We start from the raw sequence: 20,012 nt of genomic DNA, 5'->3' as shown, positions 1-20,012 counted from the left end.
GTTCTCAGCGGGGCAGGGCGCGAAGGAACCGTTCCGCGATCGGGACGGCGGACTCGGTGCTGGATCCGCCACCCTCCACGAAGACAGCGAATGCCACGTCGCCCTGCCAGCCGATGAACCAGGAGTGGGTGTGGGCGGGGTCGTTGTCGTACTCGGCGGTGCCGGTCTTGCCCTGCACCGGCTGGCCCGGTACGTCCTTGAGCGCGGTGGCGGTGCCGGCGGTGACCACCTCGCGCATCATCGCCCGGACCGCCTTGACCGAACTCGGTTTGAGCCCGGCGGCGGCGGCCGGTGCGGCCGGCGCGGGGTCCAGCACCAGCTTCGGCTGCTCGAACCGCCCCCGAGCGACGGCGGCCGTGGCGGCGGCCATGGCCAGCGGGCTGACCACGGTCTTGCCCTGCCCGAAGATGGCAGCGGCCCGTTCGACCGGCGAACCGTTCGCCGAGACCTTGCCGGTGAACACGTCGACGCCGAGGTCCCACTGTCCTTCCAACCCCAGCGATCGGCCGGCGAGAGCCAACCCCTCGCCACCCAGCTCCGGAGCCAGCGATGCGAAGGCGGTGTTGCAGGACTTGGCGAAGTCGGTGCGGAAGGGCACCCGGCCGAGCGCGAAGCCCTCGGAGTTCTTGAACGACCGGCCCTGGACCTTCAGGGTCTGCAGGCAGTCGACCACGGCGTCCGGTGTCACGGCGCCCCGATCGAGCAGCCCGACCGCGCTGACCATCTTGAACGTCGAACCCGGTGGAACCTGCGCGGTGAAGGCCAGGTTCTCCCCGGCGGCACCCGGTCCGTTGGCGGCGGCGAGCACCGCGCCATCACTGACCCGCACCGCCACCACGGCGGACCGGCGTTGCTCTGCACGTAGCGCCGCGTCCGCCGCGTTCTGCGTACGAACGTCGAGACTGGTCTTGACCGCCTGCCCCGGCTCTGGATCCCGGTGGAACAGCTCGGCGCCCGTCGGTGCACCTTCGCCGTCCTGGCCCGATCGCTCGACGAGCACGGTGAATCCGGACCTGCCGCGCAGCCGGTCGTCGTAACGCTCCTGGAGACCGCCTTGGCCGATCAGGTCACCGACGGCGTACTTGTCGGGGTGGGCGGCCAGGTCGTCGGCCTGCGCCGCGTCCACCGAGCCGAGCAGCGCACGGGCGAATTCCCGGGTCGGCGCGAGGTCCAGCTTCTCGGCGTCGAACCTGGTGCCCGGCAGGGCCTGGAGACGGGTCTTGATCTGCCGGTACGCATCGTCGCGAAGCGTCACCACCTCGACGAATGCGTCCGGTTCGGCCTTCACGAGCCGGTCGGGCAGATCGGCGACGTCGACGGCGGGTGACAGCGCCGGACGGATCGCCCGGAACGCGGCGTCCAGCTCCTCGACCAGGCTGTCCACGTCGGGCACCTGGTTCGGTTGCACACCGACGCGCACCACCGGCCGGGGCTCCACCATCGGCCTGCCGGCCGCATCCAGGATCCCGCCCCGGCGGGCGGCGTCCCGACGCAGCCCCAACCGGTCGCCCTTGACGAGCTTCTCCTGCACCAGTTGCGGCTCCCAGATCACCCGCCACGTGGAGTCGTCGTCCCGGTTCAGCCGTACCTGCCGGTCGTACGTCCAGTGGGTGTCACCGGGCAGCGTCCAGTCCACCGTGATGGTGCCGGTCGCCGTGCCGGCGTCGACTTTCGGCTCACTCCGCAGGACGACCGCGGGCGGGGTCGCGGCCAGATCGCCGGACAGTTCCTTGAGCTGTCGGGTCACCTCGGCCGCCGAAACCTCCGCGCCCGTGGCGTCGACGAACTCGACCGCCGCCAGGTCGCCCTTGCGCCAGCCGGCCACGAAGGCGTCGATGCTGCTCTTCGGGCCGTCATCGGCCGAACAGGCGGCCAGCGCCCCGGCGGCGAGCACCGTCACCGCGATCGCGATGAGCGATCCATGGAACCGGAGGCGGTCAGCGCACGACGGGTGGAACTGGTGCAACACGCGGATTCTCCTCAACGTCGTCCCTGCCAGCCCCTCTCGTCCGGCCGCAGCCGAAGCGACGCTAGTCAGACCGACTTGACAGACTCTTACCCGCGCGGTCGGCGGCTTGATCGACTCGCCCTCCGGGAAGGCGGGGCATCCGAGTGGCCGGGATGCCCCGATTTCCGGGAAGGCGAGTTGATCAAGCCGCCCGCGCCGGGACGCACGGTGGTTGAGCTGGTCCTGGGCGGGTACGGGGTCGGACATGCGGATCGTGGTGGTGGGGGCGAGCGGCAACGTCGGTACGGCGGTGCTGCGGCGGCTGCGCCGGGAGCGCGGTGTGGAGCTGGTCGGGGTGGCCCGGCGGCTGCCCGGCCCGGATGCCGGCACGCCGTACGACCAGGTGGAATGGCACTCCTGTGACATCGGCGCGCCGGGCGCTCCGGCCCAGTTGGCCGAGATCTTCGCGGGTGTGGACGCGGTGGTGCACCTGGCCTGGCAGATCCAACCCAGCCACGATCAACGGATCCTGCGGCGGACGAACGTCGACGGCAGCCGGGCGGTGTTCGAGGCGGTGGCACGGGCCGGGGTGCCGGCGCTGGTGTACGCGTCGTCCGTCGGCACGTACGCGCCCGGGCCGAAGGACCACCCGATCAGCGAGCGGTGGCCGGCCACCGGGGTGTCCGGCTCGTCGTACAGCGAGCACAAGGCCGAGGTCGAGGCGCTGCTGAACGGGTTGGAGCGGGAGCATCCGGCCCTGCGGGTGGTGCGGCTGCGACCCGGGTTGATCTTCCAGAGGGACGCCGGCGTGGAGATCACCCGGTACTTTCTCGGCCCCTTCGCGCCGGTACGACTGCTGCGCTTCGGCCGGATTCCTCTCGTACCCACGAACCGGCGGCTGCGGATGCAGGCGGTCCATGCGGACGATGTGGCTGACGCGTACGCCCGGGCTGTTCTGGGTGATGCGCGCGGCGCTTTCAATGTCGCCGCAGACCCGGTGCTGACTCCGGAGCTGGTGGCTCGGCACTTCCATGGTTGGACGGTGCCGGTCGCGGCGCCGGTGCTGCGGGTGGCGGCGGCGCTGACCTGGCGGGCGCGGCTGCAACCGGTCGACGCGGGCTGGGTGGAGCTGGGCCTGAACGCGCCGCTGATGTCCAGCGAGCGGGCGGAGACCGAGTTGGGCTGGACTCCCAAGATCGACGCGCTGACCGCGCTCAAGGAGCTGTTCGCCGGCATGGCCGGTGGCGAACACACCCCGAGCCCGCCCCTGTCGGCGGCCCCGCACCAGCCCGGCCGCCCCACCGGTCTCCTGTCGGGCAACCCCCCAGGCCAGGGCAACCCCTACTGACGGCCTCGGCCCGCCTCGTCGATCAAGAGGTTAGCGTCACCTGACGGGCGGAATCTGACGCAAACCTCTTGATCACCGCGCCAGAGCGGGGACGGCCCGCGCGGTCAGCTCAACGCCGCGCCCAGGAAGAAGATGCCGGGGTGGCCGGGGGTCTCGAACTTGCCGCTGGGGTTGCGGCGCAGCGTCGAGCTTTCGATCTTCATGGTGCCGGTGCGGTTGTTGCTGACGAAGAAGATCGCGCCGCCACCCTCGTTGGCCCTGTTGTTCTCGATGATCGTGCCGGCGATGCGGACGGCGAACTCGTTGCCGTCGCAGTAGATCGCGCCGCCGCTGCCACCGCCGGGCGTCCCCGACTTGGCCGGGTTGGCGCCGTTGCCGATGGCCTCGTTGTTCCGCAGCAGGCTGTTCAGCACCGTCCACGACACGCCGATGCTGCTCAGCGCCCCTCCGTTCGCGCAGGAGCCGCCGTCGAAGGTGCTGCTCACGACGTACACCGGCTTGTTCTCGTACTGGCTCAGCACCCGCACGGCCGCGCCGCCCAGGTCCGGGCCGGTACGGTCGCAGCGGTTCCCGACGAAGCGTGAGTTGACGATCTTGAGCCGCCCACCGCGGACGAAGATCGCGCCCCCGCCGCCACCCTCGGCCTTGTCGCCCGTGGAGTTGCCGTCGGCGAAGGTCAGGTTCTGCACGGTGAGCTGCGGGTGGTCCTGGTTCTGGCAGTGCGAGGTGGTCCAGCCCTGGGCCTCGTCGCAGGTGTTCATGTAGAGGATGCGGCGCTGTCCCTGGCCGCTGAGCGTGACCTTGCCGCCGCCGTCCAGCACGACCTTCGGCCCGTTGGCGTTGCGGACCTTCGCGGTCGCGGCCATCTTGATCGTCACCGGGCCGGGTCCACAGTTGAACGTGATGATGCCACCGGCGGCGACGGCCTTCACCACGGCAGCGGAGGTGCAGCTCGCCGGGGTGCCGGTGCCGATGGTCCGGGTCGGCTTCGAGGTGTCCACGGCACGGGCCTCGGTGGGCACGCTCGCGTGGCCGTTCGGATTGCCGGCCGGGGCGACCTTCGCGGCCGGCTTCGGGCTGGCGCTGGCCCCCGGACCACCGAGACCGTCGCGTCCCGCCGGCACGACGTCCTGGTCGCCGGTCGCCACGGCCTGCGGCGAGGCGGACGGCGTGCCGGTCGGCGTTGGCTCGCCGGACGCGCACGCGGGCAGGGTCGCGGTGGCGACACCGAGGACGAGCAGGGCGGCAAGCGACGTCATGCGCACCCCGTGACTCTAGGAGCCGTGACGCCGCACCGCCGAATCCGCCGTGCCGATTCAACGCCCTAAGGCTCGACCCGCGATCAGGCGTGGGAGAGGGCGAACGCGGTCAGGAAGCCGGCGACCGTGATGAGACCGACCAGCAGGTGGGCGTTCTCGAACGCCTCCGGGACCATCGTGTCGGTGATCATGGCGAGGATCGCCCCGGCGGCCAACGCCGTGATGGCGGCCAGCACCTCCGGTGGCGCGCCACCCAGCAGCGTGTTGCCGACCAGCGCGGCGAGCCCGCTGATCAGCGCGATCCCGGTCCACAGCAGGAACACGTACCGGCGGGTCCGGCCGGACTGGCGCATGCCGGCCGCGCTGGACAGCCCCTCCGGGATGTTGCTGAGGAACACCGCCACGACCGTGACCAGGCTGACCGCGCCGCCGGCCAGCAGGCTCGCGCCGATCACGACCGATTCGGGTACGCCGTCCAGCAGCGCCCCGACGGCGATTGCCGACCCGGAGCCGGGTTGCTCGCCCTCGGAGGGCTGCTGGCCGCCCGAGCGCTTGCGGTTCCGCGCGCCGCGCCGGGCGAGGCCCACGTTGGCGAGGGTGTACGCGCACGTGCCGCCGGCCGCGCCGAGCACGGTGGGCAGCATGCCGCCCTGGTCGTGCGCGACCTCGATCAGCTCGTACGAGACGGCGGAGAGCAGCACGCCCGCGCCGAACGCCATGACCGACGCGATGAGCCGCTGGGGCACCCGCGCGAACCAGCCGACCGCCGCCCCGATCAGCAGCGCCGACCCGGCCAGCAGTCCCCATCCGCCCGCCTGCAACCACTCCGGCATTCCCGGGACCGTACCCCGGGTGGTGGGTGCGGCAAACCGTGCTCAGAAGTCGGCGAAGAGGTACGGCACCGCGCGCGGGAAGATGCCACGCAGTTCGGCGGCGGCGTCGACCGGCACTTCGCCCAGCCCTCGCAACGGCAGCTCGGACGGATCCAGCACCCCGTACGCCAGGGCGGAGAGCCCGGCCGCGGTGAGCGTCGCCGTCGCCGCCGGGCCGCTGTCACCGGCAACGATCTCCAGGATGCCGGTCGTGCCGTCCAGCAGGTGGGTGCCGGCCAGCCACCGGTCGCCGGTCAGCTCGACGCGGACCCGACCCGGCCCGGCGGGCAGCCCGCGCAGCGCGTCCAGCGACAGGAGCCGGCCCATCGGCGCGGACGCTCCGGGCCGGCCCGCCCGTACCTCGACGTGCACGTCCAGGTCGGTGAGCCACAGCTCGGGCAGCTCGTCCGGCGGCACCTGCACGCTGACCCGTCCGACCTGGTCGACGTGCCGGGCGAGGAACTGCAACAGCAGCATCCGGGCGAGCGGGTCGGTGGCGAGCAGTTCGTTGCCGTGCAGCGTGCCGCCGTACTCGTCGATCCGGTAGGTGACCGCGCCCGTGACCTCGCCGTCCACCCGGGCGGTGAGCAGCCAGTGCTCGTCGCGGTCCCGCAGCCCGACCGCCCGGTAGTCCGGGAAGAGCGAGAAGCCGTGCCGGTCCCGCAGACAGCGCTCGGTGAACGCGCGCCACGCCGGGTAGCCCACCCCGATCCGCTCCCAGCCCACCTCACCGGGGAGTTCGGCGCGCAGCAGCGGCCCGAGGTCGGCCGGGGTGAAGGTGACCGTGCGCGGCTTGGGCAGGCCCACAAAACCGAACCGGGCGTAGAAGCTGGGCCGGAACGGGTAGAGCGCGCTGAGCGGGTGCCCCTCGTCGCGCATCTCGTCGAGCAGTTGGTGCAGCAGCGTCCGTACGTGCCCCTGCCGACGGGCCAGCGGATGGGCGGCCACACTGGCGACGCCGGCCATCGGCAGGACCACCCCGCGCAGGTTCTGCCGCATGGGGATGGCCGAGGTGGCGGCCAGCGTGACGCCGTCCTCCTCGACGGTGAGCGTCGTGTTGCCCTCGTTGTAGGGCAGGTAGTCACGGAACTGCTCGACCCGGGCGGCGCCCAGCGGTGACGACTCGAACGCGTACGCGGCCAGCGGGAAGCTGGTGGTGAGACGGTCGTCGGCGGTCACCCGGCGGATGGTCATCCGCTCATCTCAACCCGTTGAGATGAGCGGAGCAACCGGATTGGCCGGATCGGTCAGCGGGGGGTGACGTCCGAGACGACGACCGTCACATTGTCCGGAGCGCCGGCATGGTGGGCCAGCTTCACCAACTGCTCGCCGCACTGCTGGCGGTCGGAGTACATGCCCAGCGCCGCCGCGATGTCATTCTCCTCGACGTAGTCGGAGAGCCCGTCGCTGCACAGGAGCAGCCGGTCGCCGGGGACCACGGTGAGCACACCGACCGCCGGCGGGGTGTCCGCGCCCTGCACGGCCCGGGTCACCAGGGAGCGCTGCGGGTGGTGCCGGGCCTGGTCCGGGGAGAGGGTGCCCTGGTCGACGAGCGCCTGCACGAACGTGTCGTCCCGGGTGAGCTGGGTCAGCTCCCCGTCGCGCAGCAGGTAGCAGCGGGAGTCACCGACCTGGGCCAGCACCAGCGTCTCGCCGGCCAGCAGCGCGGCGGTGAGCGTGGTGCCCATCCCCTCGCGCGCCGGGTCCACGGTGATCGCGGCGTGGATGCGCTGGTTGGCGGTGCTGACCACGGCACGAAGGGCGTCCGCGGCCGCGTCCGGTTCGGTGGGGGGCGTCAGCTCGTCCAGGATCCGGATCACGATCTCGCTCGCCACCTCACCCGCGGGCAGGCCACCCATGCCGTCGGCGACGGCGATCAGGCGGTCACCGGCGAGGGCCGAGTCCTCGTTGTTGGTGCGGACCAGGCCGATGTCGTTGAGGATGGCCGAGCGGAGGATCAGCGTCATGGTGTCAGCTTGCCAAGAACACCCCGCCTTCGTCTCTACGCACTACTGCGTAGGGTTGAGAAATGATGCCGGTGTCCATGGTCGGACGCGCCGGCGAGCTCGCCGAGCTCGACCGGGCGTGGTCGTCCGTGGCCGCCGCCGAGCGGCGCGCGCCGACCGTCGCGGTGCTCACCGGCGCGGCCGGCGTGGGCAAGAGTCTGCTGGTCGCCGCCGCGGTGGACGCTCTCACGCCACGTCCGTCGGTGGTGCTCTCGGGCGCCGCCCGGGTGCACGGTCCGGCCCCGTACGACTGGTTGGCGGCGGTGCTCACCGGCCGCGACACCGGCTCGCTCGCCCTGCCGCCGGACGCGCTGGCGTGGCTCGCCCAGCAGCCCACCGCGCCGCGCGAGCGGTACGCGCCCGGCACCCTGCTGCGCCTCGCCGTCCGTACCGTCCAGTTGCTGGTCGGCGCCGGCCCGGCGGTGCTGGTCGTGGACGACCTGCACGCGCTCGACCCGGCCAGCGTCAACCTGGTCGGTGAGCTGGCCACCGTGGCCGAGCTGCCGGCGCTGCTGATCGTCGCCAGCCGGCCGGCCGCCGACGCGGTGGCCCCGGACCTCACCCGCCGCGCGTTGGCCCGCCTCTGCGGGGTACGCGGTGTCGTCCGCCAGCATCTGGGTCCGCTGCGCCCGGCCGAGGTCGCCGAGGTGCTGGCCCAGGTGTACGAGGGTGCGCCGCCGTCGGACCGGCTGGTCACCTCGGTCTGGCGACACACCGGCGGCAATCCGTACGCGTTGACCGAGCTGCTGGCCGCGTACGCCGGCCAGGGGCCGGACGCGTTGCTGCGACGGTTGCCCGGACCGCGTACGCCGCTCGGCCCGGTCGAGGCGGTCGACGTGGAGTTGACCGCCCGGGAGGTCGAGGTGCTGGGCTGCCTGGTCAGCGGTATGTCGAACAAGCAGGTCGCGAAGGCGCTCGGCATCTCGGTGCGGACGGTCACCGTGCACGTGTCGAACCTGCTGCGCAAGACCGGCTCGGCGTCGCGGACCGAGGTGGCGCTCTGGGCGGTACGCCGGCGGATGCCGGTCCCCGCCCCGGTGGACTGAATCGGTCTCAGCGGCGCGGGTAGCGGAGCAGCAGGCTCGCGGCGACCTCCTCGTCGCCCACCGCCGCGTACGTGTGGGGCACGTCGGAGACCCAGCGGAGGTGACCGCCGGCCGGGGCGGTCAGTGGCGCGTCGGCCGGGCCGGCCCGCAGCACTCCGCCGAAGACGGTGATGTGTTCGGTGACGCCCGGTTGGTGGGCGGGGGACGTCTGCACGACGCCCGGTGCGACGCGCATCCGGTACAGCTCGTAGGTCGCGTCGGTGTCGGTGAACACCTCCAGCAGGGTGGCGGTGACGGCGGCGCCGTGCATGACGGGCCCGGGCGTCGGGTCGGCCAGTAGGGCGGTGAACGGTACGCCGAGCTGCGCCGTCACCGCCCAGAGCGTCTCCAGGGTCGGGTTGCGGGTGCCGTGTTCCAGGCCGGAGAGGGTCGCCTTCCCGATGCCGGCGAGCCGGGCCAGTGTGGACAGCGAGATCCCCCGCTCCTCGCGCAGGGCGCGTACGCGCCGACCGACGACGACGGCGTCCAGTTCGAGGCCGGGACGGCCCGCTGGTGGTGGCTGCGGCATCCGACTATGGTGCTACACACTGTCGTTCCGTAAACGGAACGCTGCGGGGGTGGTGACATGGGTGGACGCGCGCAACCGGTGCTGGCCGGCGTGGTGACCGCGCTGGTCGGCTTCGCCAGCTCGTTCACCGTCGTCCTGGCCGGGCTCCGGGCCGTCGGCGCGTCGGACGCGCAGGCCGCCTCCGGCCTGCTCGCCCTCTGCGTGCCGGGCGGGCTCGCCGCCGTCTGGCTGGGTTTGCGGCACCGCATCCCGATGAGCGTCGCCTGGTCGACGCCGGGCGCGGCGCTGCTGGTGGCGACCGGGCCGCCGCCCGGAGGCTGGCCGGTCGCGGTGGGCGCGTTCCTCGTCTCCGGGCTGCTGATCGTCGCGGCCGGTCTCTTCCCGCCGCTGAGCCGGGCGGTGGCCGCGATCCCCAAGCCGGTGGCCGGCGCGATGCTCGCCGGAGTGCTGCTGCCACTGTGCACCGCACCGGTCCGGGCGCTCGTCGAGCTGCCCCTGGTGGCCGGTCCGGTGGTGGCCGGCTGGCTGCTGCTGCACCGGTTCGCCCGCCGCTGGGCGGTGCCCGGGGCGTTGCTGGTGGCCGTGGTGGCGCTCGCGCTGACCGCACCGCCGGCCGGGCTGAGCGGCCGCACCGCGCTGATCCCGTCGGTCACCCTGACCGTGCCGGCCTGGAACGTGTCCGCGCTGGTCGGGTTGGCCCTTCCGCTGTTCCTGGTCACGATGGCGGCGCAGAACGTACCGGGCATGGCGGTGCTGGTCGGCTACGGCTACCGTCCGCCGTTCGGCGCCGCCCTGCGCGCCACCGGGCTCGCCAGCCTGCTGGCCGCCCCCGCCGGCGGACACGCCGTGAACCTCGCGGCGATCACCGCCGCGCTGGCCGCCGGCCCCGACGCGCACCCGGACCCGGAGCGTCGCTGGGTCGCCTCGGTCACCGCCGGCGTCGGGCTCGCCCTGCTCGGGCTGGGCGCGGGCGTCGCCACGGCCCTGGTCGCGGTCGCGCCGCCGATCCTCATCGAGGCCGTCGCGGGGTTGGCCCTGCTGGGCGCGCTCGCCACCGCGCTCGCGGCGGCGGTGACCGACCCGGCGGGCCGGGAAGCGGCGGTGGTCACCTTCGTGGTGACCGCCTCGGGAGTGACGCTGGTCGGCGTGGGAGGCGCGTTCTGGGGGCTGATCGCCGGCTGCCTCATGCTGCTGCTCTTCCGCCGCCGAACGCCCGCGCCCGTCCCGCCCGCGCCCGTCCCGCCCTCGTCGGAGAGTTCGACCGAGCCAGCACGGCGGCTCCCCGCTTGATCCACTCGGGTTCTCGAAAGGCGGGCTGTCCGGGGTGCGGTGATGCCGCTGTTTGCATGAAGCCGAGTCGATCAGGGCGACGGGGTTACTCCTCGCGGGGAAGGTCGGCCACGCCCACGGCGAGGAGGACCCGCCCGTCGGCCACCGAGCCGATCCGGTCGGCCGGGACGTACACGGCCCCGTCGGCCGACTCGGTGGCGACCTTCAGATAGCCGGAGTGCAGCAGACGTGCCGCCAGGTCGGCCGGCACGTCCGGCTCCTCGACCGCCGTCGCCTCGATCAGCTCGTCCAGGCTGCTGCCCGGGTCGGCGGTCGGCGTCTGCACGGTCACCGCGTTCGGGTCGCCCCGCTGGACGAGGTCCACGGTGCCGATCTCGGTGCCGGCGACGTCGATCACCGGCATCCCGGTGGTGATCCGCGAGATGGTCGCCTGCTGCTCGTCCTGCTGGTCCATCTCTCAGCGGTTCCCGAGGCGGCCCGCCGCTAAACGCCGCCTCCCAGGGCGCGCGCTCAGCCGTTCGGGAGGGTCCAGCCGCCCGGCGGGCGCGGGGACAGCTCCCGCCAGGTGTCCGTGCCGTCGAGCAGCGCCCGGACCGTCTCCTCGGCCTCGTCCGCGCTGCCGTACTCGTAGAACCGGGAAATGCCCTCGGCGCCGCCGGCCCGCTGCTCGACGTGCCACCGATCGGCGTCCACCCGGAGGAAGACGTCCCGCCGGGCCAGCCGCCCCCACTTCCCGTTCCACCAGTGCTTCCGCTGCTCCATGGCCGGACTCTATCGAACACACGTACGAGAAGATGCGGCCCCTGCGGGAATCCCGCAGGGGCCGATGTGCATCCGGGTGGGTCAGCGCTGCGTCGGCGGTTCCGTCCGGCGGCCCAGCACGTCGTCCAGTGCCCCACGCTGCTGGCCCGGGGTCGTGTGACCGGCGGAGACCAGGGCGTCCCGGATCTCGGTGAGCAGCTTGACCTCCTCGCTGGGGGCGGCCGGCGGCGGCTCCTCGCCCCGCTTGCGCCGCTCGGCCAGCCGGTTCATCGGGTAGACGACCAGGAAGTAGAGCGCAGCAGCGGTGAGCAGGAAGGTGATGGCCGCGTTGACGAACGCCACCCAGTCGAACGGGATCTCCCGGAACTTGGGGGTCGAGCCGCTGAGGCCGTTCTTGTTCCCGGTGATCAGCACGATCATCACCCGGACCAGCGGTTCGAGGAACGACTTGGTCAGCTGGGTGACCACGCCCGTGAACGCGGCGCCGATGACGACACCGACCGCCAGATCGACGACGTTGCCGCGCATGATGAAATCTTTGAAGCCCTTGAGCATCCGTACTCCCGAGGTGTCCGGTTTTCCGTCGCGGACAACCTATGCCCCGTCGGCCGGCTCCAGAAAAGCACCGGCCTCGATCGCCGCCCGGCCCGCGTCGCCGGCCCGGATCGCCTCGACCAGCCGGGTGTGGTCGACGTAGCGCTCGGGCGTGAGCGCGCCCCCCATCGCCTGGGCGACGGTGCTGCGCAGGGCGGCGCCGAAGGAGGCGTACAGCTCGGCGAGCATCGCGTTGTGCGCGGCGGCGACCACCGCGACGTGCAGCGCCGCGTCGGCCTCCACGAACGCGTCGACCCGGCCGCCGCGCCAGGCCGCCTCGCGGTCGGCGAGCGCGCCGTCCAGCGCCGCCAGGTCCTGCGGTGTACGCCTCAGCGCGGCGAGTCGGGCCGCCTCCACCTCGAAGGCACGGCGTACCTCGATGACCTCGGTCATCCGGTCGTCGCCCAGTCGACGGGCCACCACCGGGGCCAGTTCGTCGGTGGACACCACGTAGGTGCCCGAGCCCTGCCGGCACTCCAGCACCCCGGCGTGCACGAGGGCGCGGACGGCCTCGCGGACCGTGTTGCGCCCGACGCCCAGCGCGGCGACCAACTGTGGCTCGGTGGGGATGCGGCCGCCCACCGGCCACTCGCCGCCGAGGATCCGGGCCCGGAGCTGCTCGATGGTCTGGCGGACACGGTGGCCCCGGGGAGGCACGGCTGGCTGCGCGGCGGGGGAATCGACCGACGGTGGCACTGGTTACATCACCGGCCCAGAATTCATCCCATGATTGTAGGTTAGAGGTCATGACCCCGCCAGCCGCCGCCGCTCCGGCCCTGCCCACACCCGTCGTCGACACCCACCCGACGCGCGAACCCGCGACCCGGCGGACGCACCCGGTGACCGGTGGCGCGCTGGTGCTGGTCGGGATGCTGCTGGTCGCGCTGAACCTGCGCATGGCGGTCACCAGCCTCGGCGCCCTGCTCGATGAGATCCGCGCCGGGTTGGGGCTCTCCGGCGTCATGGCCGGGCTGGTCACCACCCTGCCGACCATCGCGTTCGCCGGCCTCGGCGCGCTCACCCCGTGGCTGGTCCGCCGGGTCGCGCCGGCCCGGGTACTGGTGGTCGCCATGATCGTCCTGGCCGTCGGCCAGGTGCTCCGGGCCGCCACCGACTCGGCCTGGATCTTCGTGCTCACCAGCGCGTTGGCACTGGCCGGCATCGCGGTCGCCAACATCCTGCTGCCCATGCTCGTCAAGCAGCACTTCGGCCACCGGACCGGGCTCGTCACCGGGGCGTACACGATGGCGTTGACCCTGGGCACGACGGTGGCCGCGGCCACCGCCGTGCCGATCGCGCACGCCTTCGGGTCCTGGCGGGCCGGGCTGGGCGTCTGGGCCGGGCTGGCCGCGGTGGCCGTACTCCCGTGGGTGCCGCTGGCGCTGCGGACCCGCCGGGGCGCGCGGCGCGCGACCCCGACGGCGGCCGTCGCCGCGCGGGTCCGGCCGGCGCGGACCCGGCTGGGTTGGGCCATGGCGATCTACTTCGGGGCGCAGTCGCTCAGCGGGTACGCCATCATGGGTTGGCTGGCCCAACTGTTCCGCGACGCCGGCTACCGGCCCGAGTCGGCCGGGCTGCTGCTCGCCGGGGTGACCGCGCTCGGCGTGCCGATCGCGCTGTTGATGCCCACCCTCGCCGGCCGGCTCGCCACCCTGCGCCCGCTGGTGTTCGGCCTGACCGGCGCGTCGGCGCTGGCCTACCTGGGGCTGGCGCTGGCACCACACGGGGCCGCGTTGCTCTGGGTGGCCCTGCTGGCGCTCGGCCAGGGCGCGTTCCCGCTGATCCTCACGACGATCGGTCTGCGCGCGCGTACCGCCGACGGGACCGTCGCGCTCTCGGCCTTCGCGCAGAGCACCGGGTACGTGATCGCCGCCCTCGGCCCGCTGTCGGTCGGCATCCTCTACGAGATCACCGGTGGCTGGACGGCGCCGATCGGATTCCTGCTGGCCGCGCTCGCCGTGCAGACGGCGGCGGGCATGGCAATCGCCCGTCCCCGCTACGTCGAGGACGAGTAGGTCGAAACAGCGGTTAGGAGGACGCCGGAGTCGGTTCGCCGGCGACGGCCTCGTCCACCGTCGGATAGGTGTGCAGCACCTCGACGAGCCCGCTCACCTCGAGGATGCGCAGCACGCCACGCTGCGGAGCGGCCAACCGCACCACACCGCCGGCCTCGTCACAGCTGTTCTTGGCGCGAACGAACACCGACAGACCGGTCGAGTCGCAGAACGAGACGTCCGCCAGATCGAACACCAGCCGGCTGCGGCCCTTGTCGAGCAGGTCGGTGATCTGGTCCTGCAACTGCGGTGCGGTTGCCATGTCCAGCTCGCCCGCGACCGACACGACGACCACGTCGCCGCGTTGTTCCGTGTGCACCGTCAGGGACATTCGCCAGACCTCCTGTTATCGGGGGAACGGTATCCCACGACCGGGGTCGCACGCAGAACGGGAGCCGCCATCCGGTGGTCCCCGTCATTCCATTGCTACGGAGCAACTAGTTGTGCAGGCCCCGGTGATAGAGTCCGGCCGGTCCAGGTCGAGGGGGGTTTTCGCGATGGCGTTGAACGCCGAAGAAAGTGGTCGACTCGCCGCGCTGCTGGGCGGCCACGCCGAGCAGATCACACAGCGGTGGACCGACATCGTCGCCGGCTCGCTGCGGGGCCGGCTGAGCCACGCCGAGCTGCGCCGGCAGGTCGACGACCTGTACCAGGCCATCGTCGGCGTCGCCGAGAAGGGCAGCTTCGATCTGTCCGCCGAGAGCGCGGGCGAACTGCGCGCCACGCTCTCCGAGTTGTCCCGGGGCAGGGCCCGGCAGGGCTTCTCCGCCACCGAGACGACGATCAGCGTATTCGCGGTCAAGGACGTGCTGGCCGAACTGCTCCAGGAGTCCGGCACCGCCGACGCGCTGCACGACTTCGTCGCCTACTCCAAGCTGGTCGACGAGCTGGGCCTGTTCACCTTCGAGAGCTTCGTGCGCACCCGCGAGAGCCTCATCGCCGACCAGGCCGAGCAGTTGCTCGAACTCTCCACCCCGGTGGTCAAGCTGTGGGAGGGCGTGGTCGCCGTCCCGCTGGTCGGCACCCTGGACTCCGCCCGGGCCCAGGTGGTCATGGAGCGGCTGCTGCAGACCCTGGTCGACACCGGCTCCCCGTACGCGATCATCGACATCACCGGGGTCCCCGCCGTGGACACCCAGGTCGCCCAGCACATCCTGAAGACCGTGGTGGCCGCCCGGCTGATGGGCGCCGACTGCATCATCTCCGGCATCCGGCCGCAGATCGCGCAGACCATCGTGGCGCTCGGCATCGAGTTCGGCGACATCGCCACCAAGGCCAGCCTCGCCGACGCACTGCGCCACGTGCTGCGGCTCACCGGGCTCGAGACCGCCCGCCGCCAGTCCCGCAGGGACGCCTGATGGAACGCGTACCGATCCTCAAGATCGGTGACATCCTGCTCGTCTCCATCCAGCTCGACATGTCCGACCAGACGGCGGTCCAGCTCCAGGACGATCTCGCCGAACGGATCGTGGCCACCGGCTGCCACGGCGTCATCATCGACATCACCGCGCTGGACATCGTCGACTCGTTCGTCGGCCGGATGCTCTCCACCATCGCGTCGATCTCGAAGGTCCTCGACGCCGAGACGGTGGTGGTCGGCATGCGCCCGGCCGTCGCCATCACACTTGTCGAACTGGGGCTGTCGCTGAACGGCATCCGTACCGCGCTGAACGTCGAGCGCGGCATGGAGCTGATCGCGGCGGCCAACGCCGACGAGCTCGACCACCAGCTCGACGACGATCCGGACGCCGAGACGGCCACGCCGTGACCACGGGCATCGAACTGGGCCACCCGCAGGCGCAGTCGGTCCGCAGCGACGAGGACGTGGTCCGCGTCCGGCAACTGGTCCGGTCGGTGGCGGTCGCCGTCAAGCTGTCGCTGGTCGACCAGACCAAGGTGGTCACGGCCGCGAGCGAACTGGCCCGCAACACCCTGGTGTACGGCGGCGGCGGCACCGTCGAGGTGGCGACCGTGGACAACGGCCGACGCAAGGGCCTCCAGATCGTCTTCGCCGACTCCGGCCCCGGCATCGCCGACCTCGACCTGGCCCTGACCGACGGGTACACCACCGGCGGTGGCCTCGGCCTCGGCCTCAGCGGGTCCCGCCGTCTGGTCGACGAGTTCGAGATCGAGACATCGGCGGAGACCGGCACCCGGATCACGGTCACCAAGTGGGCCCGGTGAACGGGGACGCGATCACCGACAGCGGCATCTGGTTCCGGGTGGAGGCCAGCAGCGCGGCCAGCGCCGTACGACGCGCCGCGGAACGCCTCGGCGAACAGATCGAGATGGGTGCGGCCCGCATCGCGGACCTGGCCATCGTGGCCGCCGAACTGACCAGCAACCTCGTCAAGCACGCCGACAACGGTGCTCTGCTGCTGCGGCCGGTCCGTCGCGCCGGGCAGGCCGGCGTGGAGATGGTCGCCATCGACTCCGGGCCCGGCATGGCCGACCTCACCGTCTCCTCCCGGGACGGGCACTCCACCACCGGCACGCTCGGCATCGGCCTCGGCGCCATCGTCCGGCAGGCGAGCTGGTTCGACGGCTACTCCCTGCCCGGCAAGGGGACCGTCTTCGCCGTCCAGGTCTGGCCGGCCGAACCGGCGACACCGTCCTGGGCCGGTGGCCTCACCCGGCCGATACCCGGCGAGACGGTCAGCGGTGACGGGTACGCCGTCCGGCTCGTCGACGGCCGGCACCAGGTGCTCGTCAGCGACGGTCTGGGGCACGGCCCGCTGGCCGCCGCCGCCACCGAGGCCGCGCTCGCCGCGTTCCGTAACGCTCCGGCCGGCCCGCCCGCAGCGATAGTGAGCCACCTGCACCGCAGCATGTCGCACACCCGTGGCGCGGCGCTCGCGGTCGCCGAACTGGCGTCCGGCGTGCTGCACTACGCGGGTCTCGGCAACATCTCCGGCGTGATCGTCGACGATGAGGGCCAACGCCGCGGGCTCGTGTCGCTGCCCGGCATCGCCGGCCACCAGCGGCCGACGGTACGCGGCTACGACTACCCGTTCGGGCCCGGCTCCCGGCTCGTCATGCACAGCGACGGCGTCGTTGACCGCTGGCGGTTGGCCGACTACCCGGGCCTCGTCGAACGGTCCCCGCTGGTGCTGGCGGCAACCCTGCTGCGCGACGCCGGAACGCGGCGCGACGACGCCTGTGTCCTGGTGGCGAGGTCCTGGGCATGAGCGCCGACCCGACCCTGCCGGCCACCGCGCCGCTGCTGCAGATGGCGCTCCGCGTCGAACAGGACATCTTCGTCATCCGCCAGCGGGGCCGCGAGGTGGCCGCCGTGGTGGGCCTCGAACACCAGGACCAGGTGCGGATCGCCACCGCGCTCAGTGAGGTCGCCCGGGACCTGCTGCGGCTGACCGGCGGCGCGGACGTCACCTTCCACATCGAGGGGCGGCCCGACGGCCGCTTCCACCTGCGCGCCGACCTGGCGCCCGTGGGGCCACTGCCCGACGGCCGGTACGAGCCGCAGTCCGGTGCGGTGTCCCGCCTGGTCGACACCCTGAGCGTGACGACCGCCGAGGGGGTTACGGTCGTAAGGATGTCCCGCAGAGTCCCGGCGAGCGCGCCGATCCCGACCCCGGAGCGGCTGGCCGAGTTCCGTTCCGAACTCGGCCGCACCGCGCCGGGCAGCGCGCTGGACGAACTGACCGTGCAGAACGGCCAGCTCATCGCGGCGCTCGACGAGGTGCGCAGCCAGCGCGACGAGCTGGCCGTGCTCAACGAGGAGCTGGCCGAGACCAACCGTGGCGTGGTGGCGCTCTACAACCAGCTCACCGAGGAGCTGGAGGAGACCAACCGGGGAGTCGTCGCCCTCTACGCCGAGCTGGACGAGAAGTCGGCCCAACTGCGTGCCGCGAGTGAGTCGAAGAGCCGGTTCCTGGCGAACGTGAGCCACGAGCTGCGCGCCCCGGTGACCGCGATCATCGGGCTGGGACGCCTGCTCGCGGACTCCTCGTCCGACCCGCTCACCACCGAGCAGGTCCGTCAGGTCGGTCTCATCCGTTCCTCGGCGGAGGATCTGCTCGGTCTGGTCAACGAACTGCTGGACCTCGCCAAGGCCGAGTCGGGCCGGATCGAGCCGGACTGGGCGGACGTGGACCTGCGGTCGGTCTTCGGTCAACTGCGCGGCACCATGCGGGCACTGGCCACCCGGCCCGGGGTGGAGCTGACGGTGGAGGAGCCGGCCGCGCCGGCCGTGCTGCGCACCGACGAGGTGCTGCTCGGCCAGGTGCTGCGCAATCTGCTGCACAACGCGCTGAAGTTCACCGAGCGCGGCGAGGTGCGGCTGCGCGTCCGACGCCGCGACGACCGGTGGCGCTTCGAGGTCACCGACACCGGCCCGGGCATTCCCCCCGAGCTGCACGATCGGATCTTCGAGGAGTTCTACCAGGTGCCCGGCGCGACCCGGGTCGGCGGCACCGGCCTCGGCCTGCCGTACGCCCGGCGGCTGGTGACCCTGCTCGGTGGCACGTTGGAGCTGGCCAGTGAGCCCGGCCGGGGCAGCACCTTCACCGTCTCACTGCCCACCGGCGGAGCGTGACGGTGGACGCCGTACCGACGACCGTCCTGGTGGTCGATGACAGCAATACCAAGCGTTACCTGCTGGTCAGCTGGCTCAGCCGGGCCGGGTACACCGTGCTCGAGTCGGAGAACGGCACCGAGGCGCTGGCCCGGGTCGAGACGGAGCGAATCGACCTCGTGGTGCTGGACGTCCGGCTGCCCGACCTGAGCGGCTACGAGGTGTGCGAGCGGATCAAGGAGGCCCACCCGGCGATGCCGGTGATCCACGTCTCCGCGCACGCCGTGGACGTCGCCGACCGCGCCCAGGGCCTGACCCGGGGGGCGGACGCGTACCTGGCCGAGCCGATCGAGCCGGAGGAGCTGATCGCCACCACCCGGGCGGTGCTGCGCTACTACCAGGCCCGGCAGCGTGCCGAACTGCTCGCCGAGCGGCTGCTCGGCCTCGCCGACACCACCGTCGCGGTGCACGCCGCGTCGACGTTCGGGCGGCTTCTCGAGGTCGCCGCGGCGGGGGCCGCGCAGATCTTCAAGAGCCCCGCCGCGGTGATCGCCGAGACGTTCGACGGTGACTGCATCGCCGGTGTCTGCGCCGGCCCCGGCGCCGAAGCCGCCGTCGTCCCGTGGATCGTCGACGACACCGGAGTGCCCACCGGCGCCACCGTGCGGGTCGACTCTCCGCAGAACTGGGGGCTGATCACCTGGCCCCCGGACGACACGGTGACCGTGGCCGCGGCCCGGCTGAGGGAGGACCGCGCGCCGCTCTACGTGGTCGTACCCACCGCCACCCAGACCGCCCGGACGCCGGTGCTCGTGCAGCTCGCCCAGGCCGTGGCGGCGGCCGTCGAGGCCCAGCGCTCCTTCGACGAGGAGCACCGGATCGCCGTCACCCTCCAACGCAGCCTGCTCCCGCGCAGCCTGCCCACGGTCGTCGGACTGGACTTCGCGGTGCGCTACGAGCCCGCGAGCGCCCAGACGGAGGTGGGCGGCGACTTCTACGAACTGGTGATGCTCGACGGGCATCTCCTGCTGGCGATCGGGGACGTGGCCGGCCACTCGCTGCACGCGGCCACCGTGATGGCCGAGCTGCGGCACGCGGTGCGGGCGTACGCCGTCGAGGGGCACCAGCCCGGCGAGATCCTGCACCGGGTCAACGAGCTGATGCGTACCCTGCTGCCGAACGAACTGGCCACGCTCTGCGTCCTGCTGCTGCACCCGCCGAGCGGCCGGGTCCGGCTGGCCAGCGCCGGCCACCTGCCGCCGCTGCTGCACCGCGACGGCAAGGTCGAGTTCGTGCAGCACTCGGCGCCCCTGCTCGGCGTCCGCGCGCCCCGACCGGCCGACCTGGAGTTCGTCCTGCCGACCGGTGCCACGCTGGTGTTCTACACCGACGGGCTGATCGAGCGCCGGGACGCCACCATCGACGACGGGCTGGCCGCGCTGGCCGCGGTGTCGGCCACAGTGGACGACAACCTGGACGATTTCTGCGCTCGCCTCCTGGTCGAACTCGCCCCCGACAAGATCCAGGACGACGTAGCCGTAGTGGCCCTCCGCCGCCGCTGAATACGCCCCCCCGGCCCCCCCGGCCCCCCGGCCCCCTCTCTGCTCCGGTGATCAAGAGGTTTGCGTCAAATTTCGCCCTGTCGATGACGCGAACCTCTTGATCACGCGGGTGAGTGGGGTGTGGGGGGGGGGGGGGGGGGGTGTTGACCCGGGTTTTGCGGGGGGTTCT

General features: G+C 72.5%; 21 protein-coding genes. 10 read left to right on the top strand and 11 right to left on the bottom strand.

Annotation, left to right across the window (positions count from 1 at the left end):
- Nucleotides 1-4: 4 nt before the first annotated feature.
- Entirely contained in the window at nucleotides 5-1,966 is a 1,962-nt protein-coding gene (locus tag ACIA3K_RS11375; protein WP_396800825.1) for a penicillin-binding transpeptidase domain-containing protein, read from the bottom strand.
- 247 nt (nucleotides 1,967-2,213) lie between these two features.
- Between ACIA3K_RS11375 and ACIA3K_RS11370 the strand changes: the two genes are divergently transcribed.
- Nucleotides 2,214-3,296, top strand: coding sequence for an NAD-dependent epimerase/dehydratase family protein (locus ACIA3K_RS11370; protein WP_396800607.1), 1,083 nt, complete (start codon nucleotides 2,214-2,216; stop codon nucleotides 3,294-3,296).
- A 104-nt stretch (nucleotides 3,297-3,400) separates the two neighbouring features.
- On the opposite strand, the gene ACIA3K_RS11365 is transcribed toward ACIA3K_RS11370, so the two are convergent.
- The 4 genes from ACIA3K_RS11365 to ACIA3K_RS11350 all read right to left on the bottom strand — a co-directional run bounded on the left by ACIA3K_RS11365 (nucleotide 3,401) and on the right by ACIA3K_RS11350 (nucleotide 7,394).
- Nucleotides 3,401-4,555, bottom strand: a complete 1,155-nt coding sequence (locus ACIA3K_RS11365; RefSeq protein WP_396800823.1) for a hypothetical protein — start codon at nucleotides 4,553-4,555, stop codon at nucleotides 3,401-3,403.
- A gap of 83 nt (nucleotides 4,556-4,638) precedes the next feature.
- A complete protein-coding gene (locus tag ACIA3K_RS11360; RefSeq protein ID WP_396800606.1) occupies nucleotides 4,639-5,388 on the bottom strand; it encodes a ZIP family metal transporter in 750 nt (249 codons plus the stop codon).
- A 42-nt stretch (nucleotides 5,389-5,430) separates the two neighbouring features.
- The gene (gene eis, locus ACIA3K_RS11355) at nucleotides 5,431-6,621 is read right to left on the bottom strand and encodes an enhanced intracellular survival protein Eis (protein ID WP_396800604.1); all 1,191 of its coding nucleotides are present in this window, start codon (nucleotides 6,619-6,621) and stop codon (nucleotides 5,431-5,433) included.
- Between the two features lie 53 nt (nucleotides 6,622-6,674).
- On the bottom strand, nucleotides 6,675-7,394 hold the full coding sequence (locus ACIA3K_RS11350; protein ID WP_396800603.1) for a PP2C family protein-serine/threonine phosphatase: 720 nt from the start codon (nucleotides 7,392-7,394) through the stop codon (nucleotides 6,675-6,677).
- A 62-nt stretch (nucleotides 7,395-7,456) separates the two neighbouring features.
- On the opposite strand from ACIA3K_RS11350, the gene ACIA3K_RS11345 reads away from it, so the two are divergent.
- Nucleotides 7,457-8,479 (top strand): LuxR C-terminal-related transcriptional regulator, encoded by a 1,023-nt coding sequence (locus ACIA3K_RS11345; RefSeq protein WP_396800602.1) that lies wholly within the window; start codon nucleotides 7,457-7,459, stop codon nucleotides 8,477-8,479.
- 7 nt (nucleotides 8,480-8,486) lie between these two features.
- On the opposite strand, the gene ACIA3K_RS11340 is transcribed toward ACIA3K_RS11345, so the two are convergent.
- The gene (locus ACIA3K_RS11340; protein WP_396800601.1) at nucleotides 8,487-9,047 is read right to left on the bottom strand and encodes a helix-turn-helix domain-containing protein; all 561 of its coding nucleotides are present in this window, start codon (nucleotides 9,045-9,047) and stop codon (nucleotides 8,487-8,489) included.
- 57 nt (nucleotides 9,048-9,104) lie between these two features.
- Between ACIA3K_RS11340 and ACIA3K_RS11335 the strand changes: the two genes are divergently transcribed.
- Nucleotides 9,105-10,337 carry a benzoate/H(+) symporter BenE family transporter gene (locus ACIA3K_RS11335; RefSeq protein ID WP_396800600.1) on the top strand — a complete coding sequence of 411 codons (1,233 nt, stop codon included), beginning with the start codon at nucleotides 9,105-9,107 and terminating at the stop codon, nucleotides 10,335-10,337.
- A gap of 85 nt (nucleotides 10,338-10,422) precedes the next feature.
- On the opposite strand, the gene ACIA3K_RS11330 is transcribed toward ACIA3K_RS11335, so the two are convergent.
- From ACIA3K_RS11330 to ACIA3K_RS11315, 4 genes are all read right to left on the bottom strand, one after another.
- Complete coding sequence (locus ACIA3K_RS11330; RefSeq protein ID WP_396800599.1) at nucleotides 10,423-10,791, bottom strand: hypothetical protein; 369 nt, start codon at nucleotides 10,789-10,791, stop codon at nucleotides 10,423-10,425.
- A 56-nt stretch (nucleotides 10,792-10,847) separates the two neighbouring features.
- On the bottom strand, nucleotides 10,848-11,099 hold the full coding sequence (locus ACIA3K_RS11325; RefSeq protein WP_355048337.1) for a hypothetical protein: 252 nt from the start codon (nucleotides 11,097-11,099) through the stop codon (nucleotides 10,848-10,850).
- A gap of 81 nt (nucleotides 11,100-11,180) precedes the next feature.
- Nucleotides 11,181-11,654: a large conductance mechanosensitive channel protein MscL gene (gene mscL, locus ACIA3K_RS11320; RefSeq protein ID WP_396800597.1), complete on the bottom strand. Its 474-nt coding sequence runs from the start codon at nucleotides 11,652-11,654 to the stop codon at nucleotides 11,181-11,183.
- 39 nt (nucleotides 11,655-11,693) lie between these two features.
- Nucleotides 11,694-12,389 (bottom strand): FadR/GntR family transcriptional regulator, encoded by a 696-nt coding sequence (locus ACIA3K_RS11315; RefSeq protein WP_396800596.1) that lies wholly within the window; start codon nucleotides 12,387-12,389, stop codon nucleotides 11,694-11,696.
- A gap of 173 nt (nucleotides 12,390-12,562) precedes the next feature.
- Between ACIA3K_RS11315 and ACIA3K_RS11310 the strand changes: the two genes are divergently transcribed.
- The gene (locus ACIA3K_RS11310; RefSeq protein ID WP_396800821.1) at nucleotides 12,563-13,708 is read left to right on the top strand and encodes an MFS transporter; all 1,146 of its coding nucleotides are present in this window, start codon (nucleotides 12,563-12,565) and stop codon (nucleotides 13,706-13,708) included.
- 13 nt (nucleotides 13,709-13,721) lie between these two features.
- Here the strand turns inward: ACIA3K_RS11310 and ACIA3K_RS11305 are convergent, their stop codons facing one another.
- Nucleotides 13,722-14,078 carry an STAS domain-containing protein gene (locus ACIA3K_RS11305; protein WP_088951054.1) on the bottom strand — a complete coding sequence of 119 codons (357 nt, stop codon included), beginning with the start codon at nucleotides 14,076-14,078 and terminating at the stop codon, nucleotides 13,722-13,724.
- Nucleotides 14,079-14,244: 166 nt separating this feature from the next.
- On the opposite strand from ACIA3K_RS11305, the gene ACIA3K_RS11300 reads away from it, so the two are divergent.
- From ACIA3K_RS11300 to ACIA3K_RS11275, 6 genes are read left to right on the top strand one after another with little or no spacing between them, the layout of a single operon-like run.
- Complete coding sequence (locus ACIA3K_RS11300; protein ID WP_396800595.1) at nucleotides 14,245-15,105, top strand: STAS domain-containing protein; 861 nt, start codon at nucleotides 14,245-14,247, stop codon at nucleotides 15,103-15,105.
- Nucleotides 15,105-15,515 carry an STAS domain-containing protein gene (locus ACIA3K_RS11295; RefSeq protein ID WP_355048333.1) on the top strand — a complete coding sequence of 137 codons (411 nt, stop codon included), beginning with the start codon at nucleotides 15,105-15,107 and terminating at the stop codon, nucleotides 15,513-15,515. Before ACIA3K_RS11300 ends, ACIA3K_RS11295 begins: the two co-directional genes overlap by 1 nt.
- A complete protein-coding gene (locus tag ACIA3K_RS11290) occupies nucleotides 15,512-15,931 on the top strand; it encodes an anti-sigma regulatory factor (RefSeq protein WP_396800593.1) in 420 nt (139 codons plus the stop codon). Before ACIA3K_RS11295 ends, ACIA3K_RS11290 begins: the two co-directional genes overlap by 4 nt.
- A complete protein-coding gene (locus ACIA3K_RS11285) occupies nucleotides 15,928-16,935 on the top strand; it encodes a SpoIIE family protein phosphatase (RefSeq protein WP_396800592.1) in 1,008 nt (335 codons plus the stop codon). The genes ACIA3K_RS11290 and ACIA3K_RS11285 overlap by 4 nt, the downstream gene beginning before the upstream one ends.
- Nucleotides 16,932-18,302 carry a sensor histidine kinase gene (locus tag ACIA3K_RS11280; protein WP_396800591.1) on the top strand — a complete coding sequence of 457 codons (1,371 nt, stop codon included), beginning with the start codon at nucleotides 16,932-16,934 and terminating at the stop codon, nucleotides 18,300-18,302. The genes ACIA3K_RS11285 and ACIA3K_RS11280 overlap by 4 nt, the downstream gene beginning before the upstream one ends.
- 2 nt (nucleotides 18,303-18,304) lie before the next feature.
- Complete coding sequence (locus ACIA3K_RS11275; protein ID WP_396800590.1) at nucleotides 18,305-19,843, top strand: SpoIIE family protein phosphatase; 1,539 nt, start codon at nucleotides 18,305-18,307, stop codon at nucleotides 19,841-19,843.
- Nucleotides 19,844-20,012 lie beyond the last annotated feature (169 nt).

The organism is Micromonospora sp. NPDC051543, assembly GCF_044454415.1.
Classification (GTDB): domain Bacteria; phylum Actinomycetota; class Actinomycetes; order Mycobacteriales; family Micromonosporaceae; genus Micromonospora.
This window is presented reverse-complemented; position numbering and strand designations above follow the sequence as displayed.

What these genes read in the sequence shown, in the direction of transcription:
- ACIA3K_RS11370 (WP_396800607.1), top strand. Translation starts at nt 2,214, where the DNA reads ATGCGGATCGTGGTGGTGGGGGCGAGCGGCAACGTCGGTACGGCGGTG.
- ACIA3K_RS11365 (WP_396800823.1), bottom strand. Translation starts at nt 4,555, where the DNA reads ATGACGTCGCTTGCCGCCCTGCTCGTCCTCGGTGTCGCCACCGCGACC.
- ACIA3K_RS11360 (WP_396800606.1), bottom strand. Translation starts at nt 5,388, where the DNA reads ATGCCGGAGTGGTTGCAGGCGGGCGGATGGGGACTGCTGGCCGGGTCG.
- eis (WP_396800604.1), bottom strand. Translation starts at nt 6,621, where the DNA reads ATGACCATCCGCCGGGTGACCGCCGACGACCGTCTCACCACCAGCTTC.
- ACIA3K_RS11350 (WP_396800603.1), bottom strand. Translation starts at nt 7,394, where the DNA reads ATGACGCTGATCCTCCGCTCGGCCATCCTCAACGACATCGGCCTGGTC.
- ACIA3K_RS11345 (WP_396800602.1), top strand. Translation starts at nt 7,457, where the DNA reads ATGATGCCGGTGTCCATGGTCGGACGCGCCGGCGAGCTCGCCGAGCTC.
- ACIA3K_RS11340 (WP_396800601.1), bottom strand. Translation starts at nt 9,047, where the DNA reads ATGCCGCAGCCACCACCAGCGGGCCGTCCCGGCCTCGAACTGGACGCC.
- ACIA3K_RS11335 (WP_396800600.1), top strand. Translation starts at nt 9,105, where the DNA reads ATGGGTGGACGCGCGCAACCGGTGCTGGCCGGCGTGGTGACCGCGCTG.
- ACIA3K_RS11330 (WP_396800599.1), bottom strand. Translation starts at nt 10,791, where the DNA reads ATGGACCAGCAGGACGAGCAGCAGGCGACCATCTCGCGGATCACCACC.
- ACIA3K_RS11325 (WP_355048337.1), bottom strand. Translation starts at nt 11,099, where the DNA reads ATGGAGCAGCGGAAGCACTGGTGGAACGGGAAGTGGGGGCGGCTGGCC.
- mscL (WP_396800597.1), bottom strand. Translation starts at nt 11,654, where the DNA reads ATGCTCAAGGGCTTCAAAGATTTCATCATGCGCGGCAACGTCGTCGAT.
- ACIA3K_RS11310 (WP_396800821.1), top strand. Translation starts at nt 12,563, where the DNA reads ATGCTGCTGGTCGCGCTGAACCTGCGCATGGCGGTCACCAGCCTCGGC.
- ACIA3K_RS11305 (WP_088951054.1), bottom strand. Translation starts at nt 14,078, where the DNA reads ATGTCCCTGACGGTGCACACGGAACAACGCGGCGACGTGGTCGTCGTG.
- ACIA3K_RS11300 (WP_396800595.1), top strand. Translation starts at nt 14,245, where the DNA reads ATGGCGTTGAACGCCGAAGAAAGTGGTCGACTCGCCGCGCTGCTGGGC.
- ACIA3K_RS11295 (WP_355048333.1), top strand. Translation starts at nt 15,105, where the DNA reads ATGGAACGCGTACCGATCCTCAAGATCGGTGACATCCTGCTCGTCTCC.
- ACIA3K_RS11280 (WP_396800591.1), top strand. Translation starts at nt 16,932, where the DNA reads ATGAGCGCCGACCCGACCCTGCCGGCCACCGCGCCGCTGCTGCAGATG.